We start from the raw sequence: 24,895 nt of genomic DNA, 5'->3' as shown, positions 1-24,895 counted from the left end.
GCGGTAGCGTCCCTCGCCGCGCAGGCCATCGAGCTTCGTGGCGAAAAAGGCTTCGAAGTTCATTCGTCTTTTCTCCTTGGAGGCGTTCTAACCTTCCGCGCCGCCTTTGTCTTCCCTTCGGGACGCGTCAAATTGCTCCATTTGCATGTTTCGAACCGGAGTCCGCCGGAAGCTGCCGCCTCCACGAAACGGACGATAGGAGGGGAGAGGTCAGACTGCCTTGATATGCCTCAAAGAACTGTTGAGCACCTCACAGCGGCCGGCGAAACGGCGCGGAAACGGGCGACGGTCTGGGTCAGACGTCCATGATCATCGTGTGGGACGGCGGATGCACCATGCGCACGAAGGTGATCGACCGACCCGACAGCCAGGTGACGCGTTCGCCGATGAAAACCGCTGCGCCGGCCTCCAGCCCGAGGATGTCTGCTTCGATCCCCTCAGCCGGCGCGGCGCGAAAGGAGAACCGCGCCTGCGAGAACGGCGCGTTCGACACCAGCCATTCGTTCGGGCTGATGGTGTCGAAGCTCTCCGCGCCCGCCTGCGGAACCGTGTCGAGGTTGATCCAGCGATCTTCGTATTGATAGGCTTGTCCGTCGGCATGGTGGAGGCAGGTGACATGCAGGCCGCGCGTGCCGGGCGCCACGTCGAGGCGGGCCGCCACGGCGTCGGGCATGCCGCATTCCCGACGTCCGATCAGCCGATATTGGTAAGTCATGCCTGACGCTTCGATTTCGGCGCGGACGAGCGGAATCACGTAACGCGCCTCGCGCACGGGATGCAGCGCCACGCGCGTGCCGGACTTGCGCTTGCGCTCGACGAGACCGGCCCGAGCCAGTTCTTGAAGAGCGCGATTGACGGTCGCGCGGGCCGCCCCGAACTCCACCGCCAGCGCCTCCTCGCCGGGAATGGTCTCGCCTGGCAGCCACAGGCGCTTCGAGATGCGCATCTCGAGTTCGGCCCTGATGGCCTTGAAGGAATTGCGTTGCATGGGGCTCACAGTCGCGCGAGGACCGCGCGGATCGTGGCTGTGTAGCGCGCCACGATGCCATCCCGCGCCAGATGACGGCCGTCGCGAACCGCATGCCGCCCGGCCGACCAGAGGTCGGTCACCGACCGGTTCGAGCCGGCGAAGACGAAGCCGTCGAGGATCCGGTCGCCCGACAGGCCGGGAAGGCCGTCGCGTTCCGGGTCTATCGCGACGAGGTCGGCGCAGAGCCCAGGCGCGATGGCGCCCGAATCGCGCCCCAGCGCCTGCGCTCCGCCGCCGACCGCCTTCGTGTAGAGGTTCCGTCCGGCCGACTGGCCCGGTCCCGCCAGCACCACGCGCGCCCGGTCACGCAGGCGTTGGGAGTATTCGAACTGGCGCAGTTCGTCGGCGACCGAGATGCGGATGTTCGAATCCGAGCCGATGCCGAACCGCCCGCCAGTCTCCAGGTAGTCGGCGCCGTTGAAGATGCCGTCGCCGAGATTGGCTTCGGTCACCGGGCACAGTCCCGCCACGGCGCCCGTTGCGGCCAGCGCCCGGGTTTCAGCCGGGGTCATGTGCGTGCAGTGGATCAGGCACCAGCGCGCATCGACGCTGGCATTGTCGAGGAGCCAGTCGACGGGCCGTGCGCCGAACACGGCCAGGGTCTCGTCGATCTCCTTCTCCTGCTCGGCGATATGCATGTGCAAGGGGCCGGTGCATTCCGCCGACAGCGCGGTCAGGTCGGCGGCACTCACCGCCCGCAGCGAATGCGGCGCGGTGCCGAGCGCCGTGTCGGCCGGCAGGTCGCGCAGGATCTCCCGCGCCCGGCCGTGCAGCGCCAGAAACCGGTCGAGATCGTTGCCGAACCGCAACTGCCCTCCAGCGATCGGGCGCCCGTCGACGCCGCCTTGCGCATAGTGCACCGGCAACAGCGTCAGGCCGATGTCTGTCTCGGCCGCCGCCGCCGCGATCCGCGCCGAGAGCTCGCCGAGGTCGGCATAGGGCGTCCCGCCCGGCTGGTGGTGCAGGTAGTGGAACTCGGCCACCGCCGCAAATCCGGCCTCCTGCATTTCCAGGAAGGCGAAGGCGGCGATCGCCTCGATTTCGTCGGGCGTCAGCACGTCGAGGAAGCGGTACATGATCGCCCGCCAGGTCCAGAAGCTGTCGCGCTCCGATGGCCCGCGCGATTCCGACAGGCCCGCCATTGCCCGCTGGAACGTGTGGCTGTGCAGGTTCGAGAGGGCAGGCAGCAGCGCGGTTACGCGATGATCGCCGGGCAGGGCGACGACGCCGGTCTCGACCGTTCCGATCCGCCCGTCCGCATCGATCGAGACGCGCACGCCGTCCGCCCAGCCGGTGGGGAGGAGGGCCGTGGCGGCGTGGATCGCTCCACGCTGAGGCGCCAACCTCGGGCTTGACCCGAGGATCTGCGACGTGTCCGCCGAATGGCTCTTTCCCCGACCTGCGCCGCCCGCCGCATCCGCGCCAGAACCGGCAGCAGATCCTCGGGACACGCCCGAGGATGACGGCGGAGTGAGGTGAGCCGACGTTGCGGAAAAGGGTGACGGGGTGCCGTTCGCGGATTGCATGGTCGTCCCTTGACTCATTATGTCTATACATAATAGCCTGTTTCTCGAAATTGCAAACTGCCAATCATCGGACGAGCCTTTGCGCCGCATCCTCACCGACCTCGCGATCGCGACCATGCAGCCAGGCGGCGCGCCCTACGGCCTGCTCGCGCAGGGCGCAGTCGGCGTGGAGGACGGCTTCATCGCCTGGGTCGGCTCGCCGGACGACGTCCCGGCCGGCTGGCGCGGCGCGGAGACGGAAAGCTTCGGCGGACGCCTGATGACCCCCGCGCTGATCGATTGCCACACGCATCTCGTTTTCGGCGGCAACCGCGCCCACGAATTCGAGATGCGGCTTAAGGGCGCCACCTACGAGGAGATCGCCCGCGCCGGTGGCGGCATCGTCTCGACGGTCGCCGCCACGCGGGCGCTGTCGGAGGACGAGCTCGTCGCGCAGGCGCTGCCCCGGCTCGACCGGCTGATGGCAGAAGGCGTCGCAACCGTCGAAATCAAGTCCGGCTACGGCCTGACGGTCGAGGACGAGTTGAAGATGCTGCGCGCAGCAAGTCGTCTCGGGACCTTGCGCCCGGTGCGCGTGAAGACGAGCTTTCTGGGCGCCCATGCGGTGCCGGCCGAATACAAGGGCCGTCCCGACGCCTATATCGACGAGGTGGTGCTGCCGGCCCTCGACGCCGCGCATGCCGAAGGTCTCGCCGATGCGGTCGATGGCTTCTGCGAGGGCATCGCCTTCTCGCCGGCCCAGATCGCCCGCGTGTTCGACCGGGCAGCCTTGCTTGGACTGCCCGTCAAGCTGCATGCCGAGCAACTGTCAGACCTCGGCGGCGCGAAGCTCGCGGCCTTCTGCGGCGCGCTCTCGGCCGATCATCTGGAACATCTCGGCCCCGACGGTGTAGCCGCCATGGCCGCGTCCGGCACGGTGGCCGTTCTCCTGCCCGGCGCCTTCTATGTCCTGCGCGAGACCAGGCTGCCGCCGGTGGCCGAGCTGCGCGAGGCCGGCGTGCCGATCGCGCTCGCGACCGACTGCAATCCGGGCTCCTCGCCGCTGACTTCATTGCTGCTGGCGATGAACATGGGCTGCACGCTGTTCCGGCTGACGCCGGAGGAGGCGCTGGCCGGCGTCACGCGACATGCCGCGCGCGCGCTCGGCCTGGCCGTCCAGATCGGCACCATCGAGGCCGGTAAGCGCGCCGAACTGGCGGTCTGGGACGTCGGGCATCCGGCCGAACTGGCCTACCGGATCGGCTTCAATCCGTTGTACCGGAGGGTGGTGGGGTGTTGGCTCTGATATCACCGGTCGCAGTCGCGACACCGTGGAAGCCCGATGCGCTCCGCGCGCCGGACCGGGCGAGCGGCGTGCGTTGCTCCACCGCCGCGACCCCCACCCCTTACCCCTCCCCACAAGGGGGAGGGGGGTGGCAGACGACTTCGCTTCGCAGTCGCAAGCACCAGTCGTCGAGGTCCCCCTCCCCCTTGTGGGGAGGGGTGAGGGGTGGGGGTCGCGGCGCTTTCAATGAGCCGAGCACCGGTGCCGCCGGCTTTCTCCCGGCTAGCCGTGCCTCCGGCAAGCGCAGCGTTGCCGCAACTGGCATCGCAGCGGTCGCACGCAGGTCGAACCTCTCCGCCCACCCACGAAAAGGCGCCCGATGATCACCCTTCATCCCGGTTCCGTCCCGCTCGCCACCCTCGAACGTCTCTACCGGTCGGAAGAGCCCGCGCGGCTCGACGACGGTTTCCGGCCGGGCATCGAGGCCGCCGCCGCCCGCATCGCCGGGATCGCCGGCGGAACGGCTGCCGTCTACGGCATCAACACCGGCTTCGGGAAGCTCGCCAGCGTCCGCATCGCGGCAGACGATGTCGCCACCCTGCAGCGCAATCTCATCCTGTCGCATTGCTGCGGCGTCGGGCAGCCGCTGCCGGCCGACATCGTGCGCCTGATCATGGCGCTGAAGCTCGTCTCGCTCGGCCGCGGCGCTTCCGGCGTGCGGCCGGCGACGGTCGAACTGATCGAAGCGATGCTGGCGCGTGGCGTCGTCCCCGTCATCCCCGAAAAGGGCTCCGTCGGCGCCTCGGGTGATCTCGCGCCCCTTGCCCACATGACGGCGGTGATGATCGGCGAAGGCGAGGCGTTTCTCGACGGCCAGCGCATGCCGGGCGCCGACGCGCTCGCCCGGGCAGGTCTCGCGCCCGTCGTGCTCGCCGCCAAGGAGGGCCTGGCGCTGATCAACGGCACGCAAGTCTCCACGGCACTCGCGCTCGCCGGCCTGTTCCGCGCCCACCGCGCCGCCAATGCGGCCCTCATCACCGGCGCGCTGTCCACCGACGCCGCGATGGGCTCGTCGGCCCCGTTCCATCCCGAGATCCACGCCCTGCGCGGTCATCGCGGCCAGATCGACACGGCGGCGGCGCTGCGGCGGCTTCTCGACGGCTCGCCGATCCGCGAAAGCCATCTCGAAGGCGACGAGCGCGTGCAGGATCCCTACTGCATAAGATGTCAGCCGCAGGTCGACGGCGCCTGCCTCGACATCCTGCGCATGACGGCCCAAACGCTTCAGATCGAAGCCAATGCCGTCACCGACAATCCGCTGGTGCTGTCGGACGGGTCGGTCGTCTCCGGCGGCAATTTCCACGCCGAGCCCGTCGCCTTCGCCGCCGACCAGATCGCGATCGCCGTCTGCGAGATCGGCGCCATCGCCCAGCGCCGCATCGCGCTCCTGGTCGACCCCGCGCTTTCCTTCGGCCTGCCGGCCTTCCTGGCCAGGAAGCCGGGGCTGAACTCCGGCCTGATGATCGCCGAGGTTACGTCCGCCGCGCTGATGAGCGAGAACAAGCAGATGGCGCATCCGGCTTCGGTGGATTCCACGCCGACGTCGGCCAACCAGGAAGACCACGTCTCCATGGCCTGCCATGGCGCGCGTCGGCTTCTTGCCATGACCGAGAACCTGGCCTGCATCGTCGGCATCGAGGCGGTGACCGCCGCGCAAGGCATCGACTTCCGCGCCCCGTTGACGACCAGCGCGCTGCTCGGCCAGGCCCACGCCGCCATCCGCGCCGTGGTACCGACGCTCGACGTCGATCGCTACATGGCCGGCGACCTCGAGGCGGCGGCGGAACTGGTCCGCTCCGGCGCGCTGAACGCCAGCGTGGGCGAGGGCGTGTTGCCGGGGCTGGCGGGATGAGGGGGAATTCGATGGCCGGTGAACGAGTTCTGCACGGGAGAAACCCCACCCCTTACCCCTCCCCACAAGGGGGAGGGGGGCGTCAACGCCGCAGAATTCCCCTCCCCCTTGTGGGGAGGGGTAGGAGGTGGGGGCGCCTCGCACCAACTTCCGACGGGTGGGGGTGCCTCACGCAATTTCCCGCTGAACGGGCGTATTCCGCCCGCCGTCTGCGGAGCCAGCACCCATGACCCCCATCGAGATCACCCGCGGCTCGTCCCCCGTCATCCTCGGCCTGCCGCACACCGGCACGAACGTGCCCGACGACATCGCCGCCCGCCTCAACGACGAAGGCCGCAAGCTGCGCGACACCGACTGGCACATCCACACGCTCTATGAAGGCCTGCTGCCCGGCGCGACCACCGTGCGCGCAACCTTTCATCGCTATGTGATCGATGCCAATCGCGACCCTTCCGGCGCAAGCCTCTATCCCGGCCAGACCACGACCGGGCTGATCCCCGAGATCGACTTCGACGCCAATCCGATCTGGACGGCGGGCCGCGAGCCCGACGCCGCCGAGACAGCGCGCCGCGTCGCATTGTTTCACCGGCCCTACCACGAGGCGCTCGAAGCCGAGATCGCGCGGGTGAAGGCGCTGCATGGCGTGGCCGTGCTCTACGACTGCCACTCCATCCGGCCGGTGATCCCGTATCTTTTTGACGGCGTGCTGCCCGACTTCAACGTCGGCACCGACAATGGCGCGACCTGCGATCCGCGCATTGAAGCGGCGACCATCGACCTGTGCCGTGCCGCCGAGGGCTACAGCTCGGTCCTCAACGGCCGCTTCCGCGGCGGCTGGACGACGCGCCAGTACGGTCGGCCGGCCGATGGCGTCCACGCCATCCAGATGGAGCTGACCCAGTCGACCCATCTCGGCGACGACTTCGCCTATGACGAGGCGCGCGCTACGCGTCTGCGCCCGCACCTTTCCGTCATCCTGAAAGCCATCGAGACCATCGCCTTCGATCTTGCCGGAGCCCGACCATGAGCAATCCCCGCCACAACGTCCGCGAGGTGCGCAGCCCCCGCGGCGCCGAACTGAGCGCCAGAAGCTGGCTCACCGAGGCCCCGCTCCGGATGCTGATGAACAATCTCGATCCCGACGTCGCCGAAAATCCCAACGAGCTCGTCGTCTATGGCGGCATCGGCCGCGCCGCCCGTACATGGGCCGATTTCGACTCGATCGTCGCGACCCTGAAGACGCTCTCCGACGACGAGACGCTGCTCGTCCAGTCGGGCAAGCCGGTCGGCGTCTTCCGCACCCATGCCGACGCGCCGCGCGTCCTGATCGCCAACTCCAACCTGGTGCCGCATTGGGCAACCTGGGATCATTTCAACGAGCTGGATAGGAAGGGGCTGGCCATGTACGGCCAGATGACCGCCGGCTCGTGGATCTACATCGGCACGCAGGGCATCGTGCAGGGCACCTACGAAACCTTCGTCGAGGCCGGCCGCCAGCACTATGGCGGCGACCTGAAGGGCCGCTGGATCCTCACCGCCGGCCTCGGCGGCATGGGCGGCGCGCAGCCGCTGGCCGCCGTCATGGCCGGCGCCTGCTGCCTCGCGATCGAATGCGACGAGACACGCATCGATTTCCGCCTGCGCACCCGCTATGTCGACGCCAAGGCCACCTCGCTCGACGAGGCGCTGGAGATGATCGACCGTTGGACCAAGGCCGGCGAGGCGAAGTCGGTCGGCCTGCTCGGCAACGCCGCCGACATCGTGCCGGAGCTCTACCGCCGCGGCGTGCGGCCCGACATGGTCACCGACCAGACCTCCGCCCATGATCCGCTCAACGGCTACCTGCCGAAGGGCTGGACCATCGGCGAGTGGAAGGCGAAGCGGGAGAGCGATCCGAAGGCGGTGGAGAAAGCCGCCCGTGCGTCGATGCGCGAGCATGTCGAGGCCATGGTCGCCTTCTGGAACGCCGACGTGCCGGTGCTCGACTACGGCAACAACATCCGCCAGGTGGCGAAGGACGAGGGCTTCGAGAACGCCTTCGCCTTCCCCGGCTTCGTGCCGGCCTACATCCGCCCGCTGTTTTGCCGAGGCGTCGGGCCGTTCCGCTGGGCGGCACTCTCGGGCGACCCGGAGGACATCCACCGCACCGACGCGAAGGTGAAGGAGCTGACGCCGGGCAACACGCACCTGCACCGCTGGCTCGACATGGCGAAGGAGCGCATCGCCTTCCAGGGCCTGCCGGCGCGGATCTGCTGGGTCGGTCTCGGCGACCGCCACCGCCTCGGCCTCGCCTTCAACGAGATGGTGGCCAGCGGCGAACTGAAAGCGCCGGTCGTCATCGGTCGCGATCATCTGGATTCCGGCTCGGTCGCCTCGCCCAACCGCGAGACGGAGGCGATGAAGGACGGTTCCGACGCCGTGTCCGACTGGCCGCTGCTCAACGCGCTGCTCAACACGGCCTCCGGCGCCACCTGGGTGTCGCTGCACCATGGCGGCGGCGTCGGCATGGGCTATTCGCAGCATTCCGGCATGGTCGTCGTCGCCGACGGCACGCCCGACGCCGCGCGGCGGCTGGAGCGCGTGTTGTGGAACGACCCGGCCACCGGCGTGATGCGCCACGCCGACGCCGGCTACGACGTCGCGCTGGACTGCGCCCGCGAACAGGGCCTGCGCCTGCCGGGCATCCTCGGCAACTGAAGAGCCCCGCATTTCCCGCCGCGCGCTTGCCCCCGTCCGCGTGCCTCGCGGCAACCGAACCGCTTGCCGCTTCCGGCTGCAACCTCATGATGTTACGTCTTCGCCCCATCGACGCGATTCCGCTCCGGGTCGCGCCACGGATGGGAGGATTTCATGACCACGACGACCGACGAACGCGGCCCCGATGAACGCGGGATCGAATTGCGCCGCAAGATGTTCGGCTCGGCCGGCGCCGAGCAGCAGATCGACAATGCCAGCGAGTTCACGCAGCCAATGCAGGACATCGTCACCCGCATCTGCTTCGGCGAAATCTGGCAGCGGCCCGGCCTCGCCACCCGTGAGCGCTCGATGATCACGCTCGCCATGCTGGCCGCGCTCGGCAAGGAGCCGGAGCTGAAGGTCCATGTGCGCGGCGCCATCGCCAATGGCGTCACGAAGGAGGAGATCCGCGAAATCCTCGTCCATTCCTTCCTCTATTGCGGCATCCCCGCCATGGTCGGCAGCCTGCGCGCCGCCGAGACCGTGCTGAACGAGATCGGAGCCTGACGATGGAACGGATCGGTTTCGTCGGCATCGGCAACATGGGAAGGCCGATGTCGGCCAATCTGGCGAAGGCGGGTTTCCCGCTGACGCTCTACGACGCCAACCCGCAAGCCGCGAAGGCGCACGCGGCCGACATCGGCGCGGCATCGGCGGCAACGCTTTCCGAGTTCGGCGCGGCCTGCGACGTCGTCGTCACCATGCTTCCAACCGGCCGCATCGTGCGCGAGGTCATGCTCGACGGCGGGCTGGCCGCCGCGCTCGCACCCGGCTCGATGCTGATCGACATGAGCTCGTCCGATCCGATCGGCAGCCGCGATCTCGGCCCGCTGCTCGCCGAGCGCGGCATCGGCTTCGTCGACGCGCCGGTGTCGGGAGCGGTGCCGCGCGCGGTCGCCGGCACGCTCACCATCATGCTGGGCAGCGACGATCCGGCGCTGTCGGAGCGCGCGAAGCCGGTGCTGATGGCCATGGGCAACCGCGTCTTCGAGACCGGCACGCTCGGCACGGGGCACGCCATGAAGGCGCTGAACAATTTCGTGGCCGCCGCCGGTTTCGCTGCCGTCGCCGAGGCGCTGATCGTCGCCGGCCGCTTCGGCCTCGATCCCAAGGTCGCCGTCGAGATCATGAACGTCTCCACCGGCCGCAATTTCTCCACCGAGAACGTCTTTGCCCAGCACGTGCTGACGGGCGATTTCGCCACCGGCTTCGCGCTCGGCCTGCTCGCCAAGGACGTCGGCATCGCCGCCGATCTCGCCGACGCGATGGGCCAGACCCTGCCGATCGTCGACGAAACCAACCGCTGGTGGCAGGCCGCCCTCGACCGCCTGGGCGGAACCATCGACCACTCCGCAGCCTTCAAGGCCTGGCAGGGCGAGGATTGATACTTGCCGCGTGTCACGGCCGTCCTTTGGAACCCGCGTGAACGGGGGAGGATCACGGCCGAGGCAGGCCGCCACGCCGCTATCCTCCCCTGCGAAGCGGGGGAGGGGGACCACGAAGTGGTGGAGGGGGCGTGGCCAAGCCGCACGCGGTTGCCGTAAACGATGGAAGAACGCCTTCCTTGACGGCTTTGCCCACCGTTGAGTTGAAGGCCCGGTGCCGCCATTGAGGCGGCGGCTCCTTGTCCCCCCAGGGTCCGGGGAGGTCCGCAGGACGGCCCGAGCCGGATGAGGGGCGGCGCCGTTGGTTGATCGAAAGAACCGCTGCTACTCGTCCTGGCGCTAGCTACCCACCCCCCAAGGAGACCCGACCATGCCCGTCACGATCTACGGCATCAAGAACTGCGACACGATGAAGAAGGCCCGCGCCTGGCTCGACGCGAACGGCGTCGCCTACGCCTTCCACGACTACAAGACCCAAGGCATCGACCCCGCCCGCCTGCAAGGCTTCATCGACGCGCTCGGCTGGGAACCCCTGCTCAACCGCGCCGGCACCACCTTCCGCAACCTACCCGACGCCGACAAGGCCGACCTCGACGCGGAGAAGGCCAAGCGCCTGATGCTGGCCCAGCCCTCGATGATCAAGCGCCCGGTGCTGGACGTGGACGGGCGGCTGACGGTGGGGTTCAAGCCGGAGGTCTATGCGGGGGTGTTTGGGGGGTAGTAGATCAGACTTCCGCCAACTGTGCTTTCAGAAGCTGCTGCAGATAATCGGCAAGCTGCGATACGTCGAAGTGTCCATTCGCCCAGTGCTTATCCGCTTCTTTTAGCGCCGCGTAATAAGGTGCACGATTTTCCCGGATACGCTCAGGGACTATCTTTGTACCTGGAAGAAGCTCACCGTATCGCATACAGATGAGGTAGTAACAGGCAGCACGCGCCGTTCGCCCATTTCCCTCTACAAAAGGATGAATCCAGTTCATGCGCCAGAGCGCATAAGCTGCTAGCGTTGTCGGATGTTCATTGATTGACCAATTCTCGTGCACTACTGACAAGAATTGGTCCATCAAGTGAGGCACTTGATCAAAATGTGGCGGTATATGTTTCCCCACATAAATAGGTTGCTCGCGAAAGCGGCCGCCGAATTGCGCGATATTTGTTACGGCAGCGTGATTGAGGGACCAAAGCGTGTATTTGTCAAACGCTTCGATCCCCTTCTCCAGTCCGATTTCGATGCAGTTAGTCAGCAGGTCGTATTGGCGGAGCAGATTTTGCTCCTGGATCCTAGCGAAAAACTGAGGGTTGTCCTTTTCACGGACTGACAATGAACACCTTTAGGAAGCGAGCCGAATGGAATGAGAAGCCTTTCGAACTGATTCTTTCGTTATATACTCCGAATCCGGCGAGTTGCCGAACGCAAAACTAATCCGCTGCTCAGACAGCTGTGCGTCAGTTACAGGAGTTTTGCGCGCTGTCTCCAGAAGAGCAGTCAATTCCGGGTCAATCGCAGTGTCGCTCAAGAACTGTTTGCGGTTCGCCATCTCACCATCTCCGGCTTTGAATTTTCTGATTCGATCGCACTGCCAACTGGCATCAAACGAAAAACGATTGTGATTAAAGAACCGTTCCCGGATTCGTTCTAGGCCCGTTCTTGCAGGAAAATCACTATGCCGATTTGCCACTCGGGTCAAATCACAACCGCTGTGACGATTGGGTCGGAATCGTATCGCTATCGCCTCGGGCAAGCTTCAACATTTCGTTGCGATGCAGATCCAGCTTAACCGGCCCGCCGCCCACCAACCCCGCGCCGCTCATTCCGTCTTGAACGCCACTTTCACGCCGCGCTGGCGGAAATAGGCCTGCATCAGCTTGCGGCCCGAGCGGTTGTTTTCCGCGAGTTTCGCCGTCTCGAACACGGCCTCCTTCAGCCCTTCGCGCGCCATCGCGGCCTTGAGGGTGGCGATGTGGGCGTCGAGATCGGCATTGTCGGCCTTGATCGAGGCGTAGATGCGGTCGGTGGCCTCGGCCACGGTCGGTTCGGTCACGGTGTTGCTCCTTGGTCGTTGCGCAGGCGGTTAGCACGGCTTCGGCGCGGCCGGAAGCCGCAGCCCGCTACACCCACTCGCCCTTGCGCATCACCGGCTCCGCCGTCCCGTCGGCATGCACGCCGTCGACGTCGATTGCGCCCGAGCCGATCATCCAGTCGATGTGGATGAAGCTCTTGTTGCCGCCGGCGGCGGCGATCTCGTCGGGCGTCATCGTCGCGCCGTTTCGGAAGCATTTCGAATAGCACTGGCCGAGCGCGATGTGGCTGGCCGCGTTCTCGTCGAACAGGGTGTTGAAGAACAGCAGCCCGCTCTGCGAGATCGGCGAGGAATGCGGCACCAGCGCCACTTCGCCCAGCCGCCGCGCGCCCTCGTCGGTGTCGAGCACCTTTTCCAGCACGTTCAGCCCCTTCGACGCCTTGGCCTCGACGATCCGCCCGGCCTCGAAGCGCACGGAAATCTCGTCGATCAGCGTGCCCTGGTAGGAGAGCGGCTTGGTGCTCCCCACGTGCCCGTCGACGCGCAGCGCGTGCGGCGTGGTGAACACCTCCTCGGTCGGGATGTTGGGGTTGCAGGTGATGCCGTTCTTCGCCGTCGAGGCGCCGCCGTGCCACTCGTGGCCGTCGGCCAAGCCCACCGTCAAATCCGTGCCCGGCCCGGTGAAACGCAGCGCGGCGAAGGCCTTGCCGTTCAGCCACACCGTGCGGGTGCGCAGCGCCGCGTTGTGCTCGGCCCAGGCCGTCACCGGATCGTCCGTGTTGACGCGCGAGGCGGCGAAGATCGCCTCGGCGAGCTTCGCCACCGCCACGTCCTCCTCGTCGTCCGGAAACATCACCTTGGCCCAGGACGGGTTGGGGTAGGAGACGATGTTCCAGTTGATGTCGAAGCCGGCGATCTTTTCCAGCGCCGGCTGGTAGGCCATCGAATTCGCCTTGTTGGCGCGCGACACCTTGGCGGAATCCTCGCCGGCCAGCAGCATCGGGTTGTCGCCGGCGATCGCCAGCCGCGCCGCATTGGCCGAGAACGCCTTGCCCATGCCTTCGTAGAGCCAGCCGGCGGCGCGGTCGAAGCTCTCCTCGCGGCCGTGGCGGAAGCGGGCGAGCGTCACCTCCTCGTCCGACAGGAACGGCGTCACCAGCCCGGCGCCGGCCTTGTAGGCATGCTCGACGATCCGGCGCACCAGCGGCAGAGCGGCCACCGGCGCGGTCATCACCAGGTCCTGCCCGGGCTGCAACTGCAGCCCCACCTTGACGGCCACCTCGGCCAGCCGGTCGAGCCTGACCGGGTCGATCGAGGCGGAAAGGGCGCGCGGATGCGATGTCATGAAAGGATCCTGTGCTGGTGCCAGTCGGTTGCCCGTTACATAGACCCGCCGCGCGCCGCTTTCCACCGCCGCCGTGGTCCATCGGCGCGTGGCGCGCGGAAGCGCCTTTCCGACTCACGTCGCTGGCAGCCTCGCGTGCAGCCTCGCTGTCTCGACCATCTCCTCGCGAATCCAGGCGATGAAGTCGCGCACCTTGCGCGATGGCCGTTCGCCGGCCGCCGTGCAGACGTAGAAGCCGAACCCGAGATCGGCCTTGATCGGCAGCGGCGCGGCGAGCCGCCCGTCGGCCAGCGCGTCGGCGCAGATCAGCTGCCAGGCGAGCGTGATGCCCTGGCCGGCGATCACCGTATCGATGCACAGCAGCGGATCGTTGAGCCGCGCCCCTTGCAGCGGCCGCACCGGCTCGATGCCCGCCGCCTCGAACCAGCGCTCCCAGGTCACCATCCGCGACGAATCGTCGTCGATCGAGGTCTCGCGGGCGAGATCGTCAACCGTCCTGATCCGTTCGGCCTTGGCGGCGGCGGCGACGACGAAGACCTGTTGCGGCAACAGCAGTTCGGCGTCGACGCCCGGCCAGTGTCCATCGCCCATGCGGATCGCCACGTCGACGTCGGAGCCCGCCAGATCGACCAGCCGTCCCGTCGCGTCGACGCGCACCAGCACGTCCGGATGGCGGTCGAAATGAAACCGCAGGCGCGGCACCAGCCATTTCGTCGCGAAGGCAGGGGCTACGGACACGACGAGCGTGTCGGCACTGGCCTCCCGCACCCGCCCGACCGCCGCGTCGAGTTCGCGAAACCCGGCCGACAGTCGCGCGAAGAACGCGATGCCTGCATCGGTGGGCACCAGACCGCGTGAGGTTCGGCGGAACAGCGCCCTGCCGATCTGCTTCTCGGTGCGGTTCACCTGCTGGCTCACCGCGCTCGCCGATACGCCGAGTTCGTCGGCGGCCGCCTGCAACGATCCGGTTCGCGCCACCGCTTCCACGGCTCGCAGGCCGTTCAGGTGCACCGCATTCAGATTTCCGTTCAAGTTTTTCTAAACCCGTTGATCGAACTTCTGGATCGTCGAAGTGGCTGGAAAGCCGTAATTTAAAGGCATCGCATACCGGTATGAGGAACGGAAGATGCCGAAGTTGGTCTCAATGCTTTGCCGCTGGCTCGAACGCGTTCTCGAACCGCGAGCGGTCCATCGGGAGCATGATCGGACCTGGCTCGTCGATCCGCTCTCCCACCCGGCGATCGCCCGCATGGACGCCCGGGAACTGGCAGACCTTCCGTTTCCTCGCGGTACGTCTCCCCATTCGTCAGAGGCGGGACCGGTCTGTCGCAAACATGCGGACCGGGAGACCTGCGCAGCCTGACGCATGTCTTCCGCTGGTCCACCGGATTGGCGGCGCCGCCGCATTTCCAAGGCCAAGGCGGCCTCCTATGATCCGCCCATGACGCCCGAGACCGCCGCGCCGCAGCGCTATGCCATCGCCGGATTGATCGCCATGGCGGCGGCCATGGGGATCGGCCGCTTCGTCTACACGCCCCTTCTTCCGGGCATGATGGAGGGGCTCTCCATCGGCGCGTCGGACGCCGGGCTGATCGCCTCGGCCAATTATTGCGGCTATCTCGTCGGCGCGCTCTTGGCGGCCGGCGGCTGGGCGCATGGCATGGACCGGCGGCTGATGCTGGCGGGGCTCGGCGTCAACTGCCTGCTTCTCGCATGGATGGGCGCGGCCGACACGCTGCCGGTCTTCCTCGCCCTTCGCTTCCTCGCCGGCGTCGCCAGCGCCTTCGTCATGATCTTCATGGGCTCCATCGTGTTTTCGAGATTGGCGCTGGCCGGCCGCTCCGACCTGCAGGCGGCCCATTTCGGCGGCGTCGGCGGCGGCATCGCCATCTCGGCGCTGCTCACCGGCGGGCTCTATTGGGCCGATGCTGGCTGGCGCGCCGGATGGCTTGGCGCCGCCGTGATCTCGCTCATCGCCTTTTTCGCGGTCTACTTCCTGGCCACCGGCGGCGCCGCCCAGGCCGTCGGCGCGCCAACGACGGCGCGCGAACCCGGGCTGCCGAGAAGCCCGGCGCTGACCCGCATCATCCTCGCCTATGGCATCTTCGGCGCCGGCTACATCGTCACGGCGACCTTCCTCGTGGCGATCGTGCGTCAGAGCGGGCAGGGGCCCCTGTTCGAAGCGACGGTCTGGCTGGTCACGGGCCTGGCCGGCGCGCCGTCGGTCTGGCTCTGGGGCAAGGCGGTGCGGCGCATCGGCCTCACGGCCACCTTCGCCCTCGGCTGTCTCGTCGAGGCGGTCGGCGTGATGGCCAGCGTCGGCGTTCCCGGCCCGGCGGGGCCGCTCGTGGGCGGCGCGCTTCTGGGCGGAACCTTCATTGCCATCACCGCCTATGGCCTCCAGGCGGCGCGCCAGCTCGCGCCCGCCGCGCCGCGCCGGGTCTTCGCATTGATGACTGCGTCCTTCGGCACCGGCCAGATCATCGGCCCGATCCTGGCCGGTTTCGGTGCCGACTGGACCGGCAGCTTCGCGGCGCCTTCGGCTGGCGCAGCGGTTGCACTCGTCGCTGCCGCTGCCATCGCCTGGACCGGAGGGCGAAGGCAGGGCTGAGCGGCCGGGGCCAGGCGCCTTTACACCAAACTGTTGCTTGCGCGCGAACGAAAGACGGCTATCGATGGACGGCCATCGTCCGGCCGGATGACGGCGCCAGCACAGCCCCGCCCCAGCATCCGAGGTTCCCAGCCGTGTTCGTGTCCTTCTTCCCGAAGCCGAAGCTGTTCTTCTTGTCCGTGGTCGGCTGGTCGACCTTCGTCATGATCCTCTGGTATGCTTTCGCCCGCGATTTCGGCGCGAATTTCGGCATGCCGCCTGCCGCCGCTGACGCCGATCCCATCGTCGGCGTGCATTATTTCTGGTCGCCGGAATTCCTCTGGTTCTACATCTACTTCGTGGTCTGCACGGCGCTGTTCGCGGCCTTCTGGTATGTCTTTTCGCCGCATCCCTGGGCGCACTGGTCGATCCTGGGTTCGGCCTTCATCCTGTTCTCGACCTATTTCTCCGTGCAGGTCAGCGTCGCCATCAACAACTGGCGCCGGCCCTTCTTCGACATGGTCCAGCAGGCGCTGACGCCGCCGGCCTCCGTTCCGCCGGCCGACCTCTACGCCCTGCTGCTGATCTTCGCGCAGATCGCCTTCCTGTGGATCGCGCTCTTCGTGGTCACGCGCTTCGTCGTCAGCCACTACATCTTCCGCTGGCGCACGGCGATGAACGACTACTACATGAGCAACTGGCCGCGTCTGCGGAAGATCGAGGGCGCCTCGCAGCGCGTGCAGGAAGACACGATGCGCTTTGCCTCCACGGTGGAAGGGCTCGGCGTCTCGATGGTCGATTCGGTCATGACGCTGATCGCCTTCCTGCCGATCCTCTACGGCCTGTCGTCCAACGTGACCGAACTGCCGATCATCGGCGAGATCCCCGCCCCCTTGATGAACGCCGCGATCTTCTGGTCGCTGTTCGGCACGGTGCTGCTGGCGGTCGTCGGCATCAAGCTGCCGGGTCTCGAGTTCAGGAACCAGCGTGTCGAGGCCGCCTATCGCAAGGAACTCGTCTATGGCGAGGACAATGCCGACCGCGCCGAACCACCGACCGTGCGGGAGCTCTTCGACAACGTTCGCCGGAACTACTTCCGGCTCTATTTCCACTACATGTACTTCAACGTCGCCCGTTCCTTCTACATCCAGGCAGACAACATCTTCGCCTATTTCATCCTGATTCCGACCATTGCCGCCGGCCGCATCACCTTCGGCCTGCTGCAGCAGATCCTGACGGCCTTCAACCAGGTGAGTTCGTCGTTCCAGTATCTCGTCAACGCCTGGCCGACGATCGTCGAGCTGTTGTCGATCTACAAGCGCCTGCGCGCCTTCGAGGCCGTGCTGCAGGGCGAGGAACTGCCCGACATCGACCGCCGCTATCTGGAACGGGAACAGGCGGGCGTCGCGCCGCAGGACCAGCCGCCAGCCTGATCAGGCGACAGGCGACAGGCGCCATCATCCGTCGGCGGCCTCGCCGATGCGCCGGTCCAGTTCCTCGTAGGTGATGCAGTCGACGTCCGTCTTGATGCACAACTCCTCGGCAAAGCGCTCCAGCGCGCGCCAATAGGCGCCGCCGTTCATCAGCGTGAAATGGTAGCCGATCTGGAGCGGGATGCGCTTGCCGTCGTGCTGTTCGTCGAACGCCGCCTTGAACGCGCGGTAGGCCCGTTCTTCGAAGCGTCCCTGCCGATCGTCCGTTTCCTCGGCATTCGTGTGCCGGGCAAACAGATTGTAGTCCATGGCGATGATGGGCCGCGCCGCCGGCCCCTCGGGCACCATCGGCAGCGAAAAGAGCCGCAGGCCGCGCCGCGTCCCGGGTTCGGCCGGCCCCCTCGACACGCCGCTGGCGTCATAGTCCATCCCGGCGTCCGACAAGGCGTCGAACATCGCCTCGCTGGTCGACAGATAGGGCGCGCGAAAGCCTCGGATGTCGCGCTCGGCGAAGCGGCGCCAGCCTTCCGGCTCGCCCTCGATGCCGTTGATCGTGAAGGCGTCGCGGACGATCCGGGTGAAATCCGAGAATTCGGCCGTCCAGTCGGCCTTCGACCAGTCCTTGCCGTCGAAATGGCCGCAGCCGTGGCTGGCGATCTCGTGGCCGTCCTGCCTCGCCGTCCAGATCTCGGCGAGCCGCTCGGCCACGTCTTCCTTCGACGTGCCGAAGCCGACGTTCGAGCGACCGGCACGATACCCCGGCCCTTGGTAGAGCTGGCGGTGCTCGGGCGCCATCAGGTAGACGCAGGACAGGAAGTAGGTGAAGCGCGCGCCGGTGCGGTCGGCCAGTGCCCGGCTGCGTTTCCACTGCGCCACGTGCTGCGCACCGTCGAAGGAGATCACCACGACCTGCCGGGGCTGGTCCGGGCCGGCCGCCGGGGAGGGCGTCGTCACCGCCAGGATCGGGAGGCATGCGAGAAGGCGGCTGATGAGATGCATTCGAAAGGACGACTCGGCGGCTGGAAGAAGAGGCGAAGAGGTCGCCCGCAATTGTGGCGACGATGGGATGTGCATCGAATTGCGGTTCCAAACATCGATCCGGCAGGATAGGTTCCCGCCCAGGCACCGCGGGGGCACCGAATGTTCGTTCTCATTCTCGGACTGATCCTTTTTCTCGGCATCCATTCCGTCCGCATCGTCGCGCCGGGATGGCGAGACGCAAGGCTTGCCGCCATGGGCAATGGCTGGAGGGGCCTCTACTCCATCGTCTCGGCCGTCGGCCTCGTCCTCATCGTCTGGGGCTATTCCCTCGCCTGGCCGGGGCCGGTCCTCTATGAGCCCCCGCTCTGGACGAAGCACGTCGCTGCCTTGCTGATGCTTTTCGCCCTGATCGCGCTCGCGGTCAGCCAACTGCCTGGCGGCAAGCTGAAGAAGATGCTGAAGCACCCCATGCTGCTCTCGGTGAAGATCTGGGCTTTCGCGCATCTGCTGGCCAATGGCGAACTCGCCTCCATCCTGCTGTTCGGCAGCTTCCTCGCCTGGGCGGTCGTCGACCGCATCTCGCTGAAGCGGCGCGGCGACGTCGGGCCGACCTCGACCGGGCCGGTGGTCTGGGACGTCGTGGCCATCGGCATTGGCGTGGCGGTCTACGTGCTTCTCATCTCCGGCCTGCATGTCTGGCTCTTCGGCGCCGATCCCCTGGCGCGCGCCTGAGGGCCTATTTTGCCGGTTGGCCTTCCATAAGCCCCATTTTCGGATAAAAGGCGCAGGCATGGGAGCCCCGACCGCCGGTCGGGGTGCAGAATGACGGTACCAGAATAGATGTCGGACGACAGTTTCATCCGCGAGGTCAACGAGGAAATGCGCCGCGACCAGGCGACGGCGCTGTGGAACCGCTTCGGTCCCATCGCCATCGGCATCGCGGTCGCCGTCGTCGTCGCCACCGCGGCCTGGGTCGGCTGGCGGTACTGGACCACCAACCAGGCCAATGCGTCCGGCGACCGTTTCTCCCAGGCGCTCGCGCTCGTGGCCGACGACAAGCCGGATGAAGCGCTCGCGGCGCTCGAATCGCTCCAGGCCGACGGCTACGGAGCCTATCCGGTACTTGCCCGCATGCGCGCGGCCACGGTGCTGGACGCCAAGGGCGACAAGGCGGGCGCCGTTGCCGCCTTCGATGCGGTGGCCGCCGATCGCGCCATCGACGAGCCCGTGCGGCAGATGGCGCGCCTGCGCGCCGGCCTCATCCTCGTCGACAGCGGCACCTATGCCGAAGTCTCGTCGCGCGTCGAGGCGTTGACGGCCGACACCAATTCGCTTCGCCACTCCGCGCGCGAGGCGCTGGGCCTCGCCGCCTGGAAGGAAGGCCGCAGCGCCGATGCGTTGACGCTTTTCGACCAGATCGCCGCCGACAACCTGGCCCCGCGCAACGTCCGCGAGCGGGCCACCCTCATGTCCGAACTGATCCGCGGTTCGGGCGATGCGTCGTAGCGCGCCCCGATGACCTTCAAGATCGCGATCGTCGGCCGGCCGAACGTCGGCAAGTCCACGCTTTTCAACAGGCTGGCCGGAAAGAAGCTCGCGCTCGTCGACGATACCCCTGGCGTCACGCGCGATCGGCGCATCCATGACGCCAAGCTTTACGACCTGCGCTTCGATGTCATCGACACCGCTGGTTTCGAAGACGCCGCTGCTGCCACGCTGGAAGGCCGCATGCGGGCCCAGACCGAGCTCGCGGTCTCGGAAGCCGATCTCATCCTGTTCATGATCGACGCAAAGGCCGGATTGACGCCGAACGACCGGGCCTTCGCCGATATCGTCCGCCGCGCCGGCAAGCCGGTGGTGCTCGTCGCCAACAAGGCGGAGGCGCGTGGCGCCCAGGGTGGCATGCTCGAGGGCTGGGAACTGGGCCTGGGCGAGCCGATCCCGATTTCGTCGGAGCACGGCCAGGGCATGCCCGACCTGCGCGAGGCCATCATCGAAGCGCTCGGCGAGGAGCGTGTGTTTCCGCCCGACGAGGAGGACGAGCCCGCATCCTTCGTCCCGGAGGTGCTCATCGGCGAGGACATCGCCGATCCCGAGGCCGAGGAGGTTCCCTCCTACGACGCCACCAAGCCGCTGCGCATCGCCGTCATCGGCCGCCCGAACGCCGGCAAGTCGACCCTGATCAATGCGCTGGTCGGCGAAGAGCGCCTGCTGACGGGCCCCGAGGCCGGCATCACCCGCGATTCGATCTCGGTCGACTGGGAATGGCGCGGCCGAAAGATGAAGCTCTTCGACACGGCCGGCATGCGCCGCAAGTCGAGGGTGCAGGAAAAGCTCGAGCGACTGTCGGTCGCCGACGGCATCCGCGCCATTCGCTTCGCCGAAGTCGTCATCATCGTGCTCGACGCCACCATCCCCTTCGAAAAGCAGGACCTCCAACTCGCCGATCTCATCATCCGCGAGGGCCGGGCGGCTGTGATCGCCTTCAACAAGTGGGATCTGATCGACAACCCGCAGGAGCTGCTGGCGGAGCTTCGCGAGAAGACCGACCGCCTGTTGCCGCAGGTGCGCGGCATCCGGGCGGTTACCGTCTCGGCCGAGACCGGGCGCGGCCTCGACCGTCTGATGGAAGCCGTCACCGCCACGCACGAGGTCTGGAACCGGCGTATTTCGACCGGCAGGCTGAACCGCTGGCTGGAGGGCGTGCTCGCCCATCACCCGCCTCCCGCCGTCGCCGGCCGGCGCCTCAAGATCAAGTATCTCACCCAGGTGAAGGCCCGCCCGCCGGGCTTCGTCATCTCCTGCTCGCGCCCCGACGCCATGCCGCAGTCCTATATCCGTTACCTGACCAACGGCCTGCGCGAGAGCTTCGACATGCCGGGCGTGCCGATCCGCATCATGCTGCGGGCGCCGGAAAACCCCTATGCTGGCAAGGCCAAGCACGCGCGCTGAGCGTGTCCATTGGCCCGTGGACAACGACCGGCATGCCACAATGCCGCCGTTAACCGTCCTTCAAGGTTAATGCTTCATTGTCACTCCCAGTGTCGTTCGAGTGGCGTCCTGGAGAGTAGCCCGGTGAAACCAGTATTCGCGTCGCGGCGAGGCATCGCCACGCCCCGCAAGTCTTCCTTGCTGTCCATCGTCGTGGTTGGCGCCGGCTTCGTCTTCGGCTTTCCCACGGTCGCTGCCTATCAGGACATGGCAAGCTACGTTGCCGGCACGGATGCATCCGATGCCCGCTGGCGATCCGTCGTGGAAAAATCCGTCGCCGGTTCCATCCATGCCGCCGAAATGCCGTTCGTGGATTCCACCGTCACCGGCTCGATCTCCGGCGGCGGAATGCGCGCGCCGGGCGTCGGCGCGGTCGCCTTCCGGGCCAAGAATGGCTCCACTTCCGAAACGCCGGACGAGGACCGCGTCAACCGCAGCGAGAAGCGCGGCCGCATCGTCAACGTGACGCCGGTCGCACCGCCGAAATCCTTCAATGCCGGTTCGGTCTTCAAGCGAACCTCGATGCTGACGCACCCGAATCTCGACGGCGCGGACATCATCATGGCGTTCGACCGGCCGCAGACGCTGGGCCAGGAGATCGAGATCGCGGGCGCCTTCCACCCGCGTGCCAGAAAGAAGGTCGATCCGGCCATCCCGGCCATGCTCGCCAGCCTCGTCACCAACACCAAGCCCGACGTCCTCGCCACCGCCTATGCGCCGGCCAAGCCCGATTTTGCCGAACTGTCGCCCTTCGCCACGCTGCTCAAGGGCGAGGCCGATCCGAACGAAGGCCGCTTCATTCCGCCGATGGGAGACGGCGACCACGCCTGGATGAAGAAGCCCCTGCCGGCGGCGGTGTTTTCCGAGGCCGAACAGAAGTGCCTGACGGCGGGCGTCTATTTCGAAGCGCGCGGCGAGACCGTCAAGGGCCAGGCCGCCGTGGCCCAGGTCATCCTCAACCGCGTCCGCAACCCCGCCTATCCCGACACGATCTGCGGCGTCGTCTACCAGAACGATCACTGGCGCAACCGGTGCCAGTTCTCCTTCGCCTGCGACGGCATCCGCGATCGGGTCGCCAGCCCCGCACATTGGGCGATGGCGCGCGACGTTTCCATGGCCGTGACGGCCGGCAAGATCTTCATTCCCGAGGTCGGCTCGTCGACCCACTACCACGCGACCTACGTCAATCCGCGCTGGGCCGGGACCATGGAAAAGATGAAGAAGATCGGCCTCCATGTCTTCTATCGCACCCATAATGGCGGCTGGAACTGAGGCGGAACGCGCGCGCGTGTTCGGCGGGATTCGCGGGACATCCTGGGGAGAACGGATCGGACGATCTGTCGCAGCCTGCTAACCTGTTGATCTATCAATAAAAACAACATGCGTGAAGGGGGGCTTCATCGGCTTGACTGCCCGAACGCCCCTCACTATGGTGCGCGCGACTTTGAAGCGGGCAGTCCGGACCGGATTGCACGGGCGGGAGGTTGGTTCGCCATGTCGGAACGGCCAGGCGATACTGACGGAGACCAGCCCGGGCAGGATGGGATGCGGATTGCCGGTGCGGACGATCTCGACCGCAGGCGCAGGGAACTCGAAGCGGCGTTGACGGCGCGGCGCCCTGCGGTGAGCGAAAAGGAGAGGTCTGGCACGGGCGGCATGGCCGGTGTTGGCAGCGCACTGCGAATGTCCAGCGAGTTCATCGCCGGCATCGTTGTGGGCGCGGCGCTCGGGTGGGCCATCGACTACTATGCGGGGACATCGCCTTTCGGCTTGGTGGTGTTCCTGTTGCTCGGATTTGCCGCCGGTGTGGTGAACGCCCTGCGTTCGGCCGGCATGGTGGCGGAATTCGGAACTCGGAAGTCCGGGACGGACGACCAGGGTTCCGGCAAGAATTGAACGGCGCCGCGGCGTCTGAACGGCAAGGTGGTAAGCGTTGGCCAACGATCCGATCTCCCAGTTCCAGATCCAGCGATGGGTGCCGATCGAGATCGGCGGCCTCGATTTCTCGTTCACCAATTCCTCGGCCTTCATGGTCGTGTCGGTGGTCTCGGCCAGCGCCTTCCTGTTCCTGTCGACGGCCAATCGCGGGCTCGTGCCGAGCCGCATGCAGTCTCTGGCCGAAATGTCCTACGAGTTCGTGGCCAACATGCTGCGCGACGCCGCCGGTTCGCACGGCATGAAGTTCTTTCCCTTCGTCTTTTCCCTCTTCATGTTCGTGCTGTTCGCCAACCTGCTCGGCATGTTCCCCTACTTCTTCACGGTCACGAGCCACATCATCGTCACCTTCGCGCTGGCGCTGCTCGTCATCGGCACCGTCCTGGTCTACGGTTTCATGAAGCACGGAATGGGCTTCCTGAAGCTCTTCGTGCCGAGCGGCGTGCCTGGGCTGCTCGTGCCGCTGATCGTCGCGATCGAGATCGTTTCCTTTCTCTCGCGTCCGATCAGCCTTTCGGTCCGTCTCTTCGCCAACATGCTGGCCGGCCACATCACGCTGAAGGTCTTCGCGGGCTTCATCGCCTCGATGGGCTCGATGGGTGCGCTGGGCATCGCCGGCGCCGTTCTGCCGCTGTTCATGACGGTGGCGCTGACCGGCCTCGAGTTCCTCGTCGCCTTCCTGCAGGCCTACGTTTTCGCGGTGCTGACCTGCATGTATCTCAACGACGCGCTCCATCCCGACGGACACTGAGTTCCGGCTGCTTGCAGCCGCGGCAAACACAACCCCATCACTGGACTTCAACAAGGAGATCTCTCATGGAAGTAGAAGCAGCAAAGGCGATCGGCGCCGGTATCGCCTGCCTTGGCATGGCGGGCACGGCGCTCGGCCTCGGCAACATCTTCGGCAGCTACCTGTCGGGTGCACTGCGCAACCCGTCGGCGGCGGACAGCCAGTTCGGCCGTCTGGTGTTCGGCTTCGCGGTGACCGAAGCGCTCGGCATCTTCTCCCTTCTCATCGCGCTGCTGCTGCTCTTCACGTAAGAGCTGGCGTTTCGCACGAGCAGGATCGTCCGGCCGCGGCAGTCGCGGCCGGCTGGATTTGACAGGAAGCGCTGATGTTTGTTTCACCGGCATTTGCTCAGGATGCCCCCACCGGGCAGGCGGACGGCGAAGCCGTCGTCGGTTCCGGGGAGACCGTGGTCGGCTCCGAAGAGGTCGTCACGGGCACCGAAGTGGCTCATGATGGCCATGCCAAGGCGGCCTTTCCGCCCTTCGAGACACAGACCTTCCCATCCCAGATTCTCTGGCTGGCGATTACGTTCGGCCTGTTCTACGTTTTCCTGAAGCGCGTGGCCTTGCCGCGTCTGGCTGGCATCCTCGAGGTGCGGCGTGACCGCATCGCCGGCGATCTGGATCAGGCCGCCCGTCTGAAGCAGGAGGCCGACGAGGCGATCGCCGCTTACGAGCAGGGTCTCGCCGACGCGCGCAAGAAGGCCAGCCAGATCGGCCAGAAGGCTCGCGACGGCGCCAAGGCGGAAGCCGACGCCGAACGCAAGCGGATCGAGGCGGCGCTGGACACGAAACTCGCTGCGGCCGAGGCACGCATCGCCGACATCAAGGCTTCGGCCATGAAGGACGTCGGTGCGATTGCCGAGGAAACGGCGGGCGCCATCGTTCAGGCCCTGATTGGCGATCCGGTCGCCCAGGGTGATGTTTCGGCCGCCGTTCGCGCGGCATCGAAGTAGG

Annotated in this window: 24 protein-coding genes; 17 read left to right on the top strand and 7 right to left on the bottom strand. The window is 66.8% G+C overall.

The window, feature by feature from the left end; genetic code table 11:
• Positions 1–295: 295 nt before the first annotated feature.
• Together EJC49_RS17350 and EJC49_RS17345 are read right to left on the bottom strand one after the other, a co-directional pair.
• On the bottom strand, positions 296–988 hold the full coding sequence (locus EJC49_RS17350; RefSeq protein WP_126701198.1) for a histidine utilization transcriptional repressor HutC: 693 nt from the start codon (positions 986–988) through the stop codon (positions 296–298).
• Positions 989–993: 5 nt separating this feature from the next.
• Positions 994–2,373, bottom strand: coding sequence for a formimidoylglutamate deiminase (locus EJC49_RS17345; RefSeq protein WP_245453445.1), 1,380 nt, complete (start codon positions 2,371–2,373; stop codon positions 994–996).
• A 298-nt stretch (positions 2,374–2,671) separates the two neighbouring features.
• Here EJC49_RS17345 and hutI point away from each other — a divergent pair, with 298 nt between their 5' ends.
• From hutI to EJC49_RS17305, 7 genes are all read left to right on the top strand, one after another.
• Positions 2,672–3,841, top strand: a complete 1,170-nt coding sequence (hutI, locus tag EJC49_RS17340) for an imidazolonepropionase (RefSeq protein WP_245453447.1) — start codon at positions 2,672–2,674, stop codon at positions 3,839–3,841.
• Between the two features lie 358 nt (positions 3,842–4,199).
• Positions 4,200–5,732, top strand: a complete 1,533-nt coding sequence (gene hutH / locus EJC49_RS17330; protein WP_126701194.1) for a histidine ammonia-lyase — start codon at positions 4,200–4,202, stop codon at positions 5,730–5,732.
• Positions 5,733–5,958: 226 nt separating this feature from the next.
• Positions 5,959–6,759, top strand: coding sequence for an N-formylglutamate deformylase (hutG, locus tag EJC49_RS17325; RefSeq protein WP_126701193.1), 801 nt, complete (start codon positions 5,959–5,961; stop codon positions 6,757–6,759).
• Positions 6,756–8,429 carry a urocanate hydratase gene (gene hutU / locus EJC49_RS17320; protein ID WP_126701192.1) on the top strand — a complete coding sequence of 558 codons (1,674 nt, stop codon included), beginning with the start codon at positions 6,756–6,758 and terminating at the stop codon, positions 8,427–8,429. Before hutG ends, hutU begins: the two co-directional genes overlap by 4 nt.
• Positions 8,430–8,582: 153 nt before the next feature.
• Entirely contained in the window at positions 8,583–8,975 is a 393-nt protein-coding gene (locus EJC49_RS17315; RefSeq protein WP_210211815.1) for a carboxymuconolactone decarboxylase family protein, read from the top strand.
• Positions 8,976–8,977: 2 nt separating this feature from the next.
• Positions 8,978–9,853, top strand: a complete 876-nt coding sequence (locus EJC49_RS17310) for an NAD(P)-dependent oxidoreductase (protein ID WP_126701191.1) — start codon at positions 8,978–8,980, stop codon at positions 9,851–9,853.
• A 370-nt stretch (positions 9,854–10,223) separates the two neighbouring features.
• A complete protein-coding gene (locus tag EJC49_RS17305; protein WP_126701190.1) occupies positions 10,224–10,574 on the top strand; it encodes an ArsC family reductase in 351 nt (116 codons plus the stop codon).
• A gap of 4 nt (positions 10,575–10,578) precedes the next feature.
• Here the strand turns inward: EJC49_RS17305 and EJC49_RS17300 are convergent, their stop codons facing one another.
• From EJC49_RS17300 to EJC49_RS17285, 4 genes are all read right to left on the bottom strand, one after another.
• Positions 10,579–11,175 (bottom strand): Fic family protein, encoded by a 597-nt coding sequence (locus EJC49_RS17300; protein ID WP_126701189.1) that lies wholly within the window; start codon positions 11,173–11,175, stop codon positions 10,579–10,581.
• Positions 11,176–11,661: 486 nt separating this feature from the next.
• The gene (locus tag EJC49_RS17295; protein WP_126701188.1) at positions 11,662–11,895 is read right to left on the bottom strand and encodes a hypothetical protein; all 234 of its coding nucleotides are present in this window, start codon (positions 11,893–11,895) and stop codon (positions 11,662–11,664) included.
• Positions 11,896–11,962: 67 nt separating this feature from the next.
• Complete coding sequence (locus tag EJC49_RS17290) at positions 11,963–13,219, bottom strand: aminopeptidase (RefSeq protein WP_126701187.1); 1,257 nt, start codon at positions 13,217–13,219, stop codon at positions 11,963–11,965.
• Between the two features lie 114 nt (positions 13,220–13,333).
• Entirely contained in the window at positions 13,334–14,251 is a 918-nt protein-coding gene (locus tag EJC49_RS17285) for a LysR substrate-binding domain-containing protein (protein ID WP_245453444.1), read from the bottom strand.
• A gap of 409 nt (positions 14,252–14,660) precedes the next feature.
• Between EJC49_RS17285 and EJC49_RS17275 the strand changes: the two genes are divergently transcribed.
• A complete protein-coding gene (locus tag EJC49_RS17275) occupies positions 14,661–15,830 on the top strand; it encodes a YbfB/YjiJ family MFS transporter (protein WP_126701185.1) in 1,170 nt (389 codons plus the stop codon).
• A gap of 134 nt (positions 15,831–15,964) precedes the next feature.
• The gene (gene sbmA, locus EJC49_RS17270; protein WP_126701184.1) at positions 15,965–17,242 is read left to right on the top strand and encodes a peptide antibiotic transporter SbmA; all 1,278 of its coding nucleotides are present in this window, start codon (positions 15,965–15,967) and stop codon (positions 17,240–17,242) included.
• A 24-nt stretch (positions 17,243–17,266) separates the two neighbouring features.
• On the opposite strand, the gene EJC49_RS17265 is transcribed toward sbmA, so the two are convergent.
• Positions 17,267–18,241: a polysaccharide deacetylase family protein gene (locus tag EJC49_RS17265; RefSeq protein WP_126701183.1), complete on the bottom strand. Its 975-nt coding sequence runs from the start codon at positions 18,239–18,241 to the stop codon at positions 17,267–17,269.
• Between the two features lie 141 nt (positions 18,242–18,382).
• Here EJC49_RS17265 and EJC49_RS17260 point away from each other — a divergent pair, with 141 nt between their 5' ends.
• The 8 genes from EJC49_RS17260 to EJC49_RS17225 all read left to right on the top strand — a co-directional run bounded on the left by EJC49_RS17260 (position 18,383) and on the right by EJC49_RS17225 (position 24,894).
• Positions 18,383–18,955: an NnrU family protein gene (locus EJC49_RS17260; protein ID WP_126701182.1), complete on the top strand. Its 573-nt coding sequence runs from the start codon at positions 18,383–18,385 to the stop codon at positions 18,953–18,955.
• Between the two features lie 108 nt (positions 18,956–19,063).
• Positions 19,064–19,729, top strand: coding sequence for a tetratricopeptide repeat protein (locus tag EJC49_RS17255; RefSeq protein WP_126701181.1), 666 nt, complete (start codon positions 19,064–19,066; stop codon positions 19,727–19,729).
• Positions 19,730–19,738: 9 nt separating this feature from the next.
• A complete protein-coding gene (gene der / locus EJC49_RS17250; RefSeq protein WP_126701180.1) occupies positions 19,739–21,175 on the top strand; it encodes a ribosome biogenesis GTPase Der in 1,437 nt (478 codons plus the stop codon).
• Between the two features lie 123 nt (positions 21,176–21,298).
• Complete coding sequence (locus EJC49_RS17245) at positions 21,299–22,486, top strand: cell wall hydrolase (RefSeq protein WP_245453443.1); 1,188 nt, start codon at positions 21,299–21,301, stop codon at positions 22,484–22,486.
• A gap of 108 nt (positions 22,487–22,594) precedes the next feature.
• Positions 22,595–23,110 carry an AtpZ/AtpI family protein gene (locus EJC49_RS17240; RefSeq protein ID WP_425358828.1) on the top strand — a complete coding sequence of 172 codons (516 nt, stop codon included), beginning with the start codon at positions 22,595–22,597 and terminating at the stop codon, positions 23,108–23,110.
• 37 nt (positions 23,111–23,147) lie between these two features.
• Positions 23,148–23,900, top strand: a complete 753-nt coding sequence (locus EJC49_RS17235) for a F0F1 ATP synthase subunit A (protein WP_126701178.1) — start codon at positions 23,148–23,150, stop codon at positions 23,898–23,900.
• Positions 23,901–23,965: 65 nt separating this feature from the next.
• Complete coding sequence (locus EJC49_RS17230; protein WP_126701177.1) at positions 23,966–24,190, top strand: F0F1 ATP synthase subunit C; 225 nt, start codon at positions 23,966–23,968, stop codon at positions 24,188–24,190.
• Between the two features lie 74 nt (positions 24,191–24,264).
• Positions 24,265–24,894, top strand: coding sequence for a F0F1 ATP synthase subunit B (locus EJC49_RS17225; protein ID WP_126701176.1), 630 nt, complete (start codon positions 24,265–24,267; stop codon positions 24,892–24,894).
• Position 24,895: the final 1 nt, after the last annotated feature.

This window comes from Aquibium carbonis (assembly GCF_003970795.1).
GTDB classification, from domain to species: domain Bacteria; phylum Pseudomonadota; class Alphaproteobacteria; order Rhizobiales; family Rhizobiaceae; genus Aquibium; species Aquibium carbonis.
Note: the sequence above shows the minus strand (reverse complement) of the source record. Positions and strands in the feature narration are given on the sequence as shown.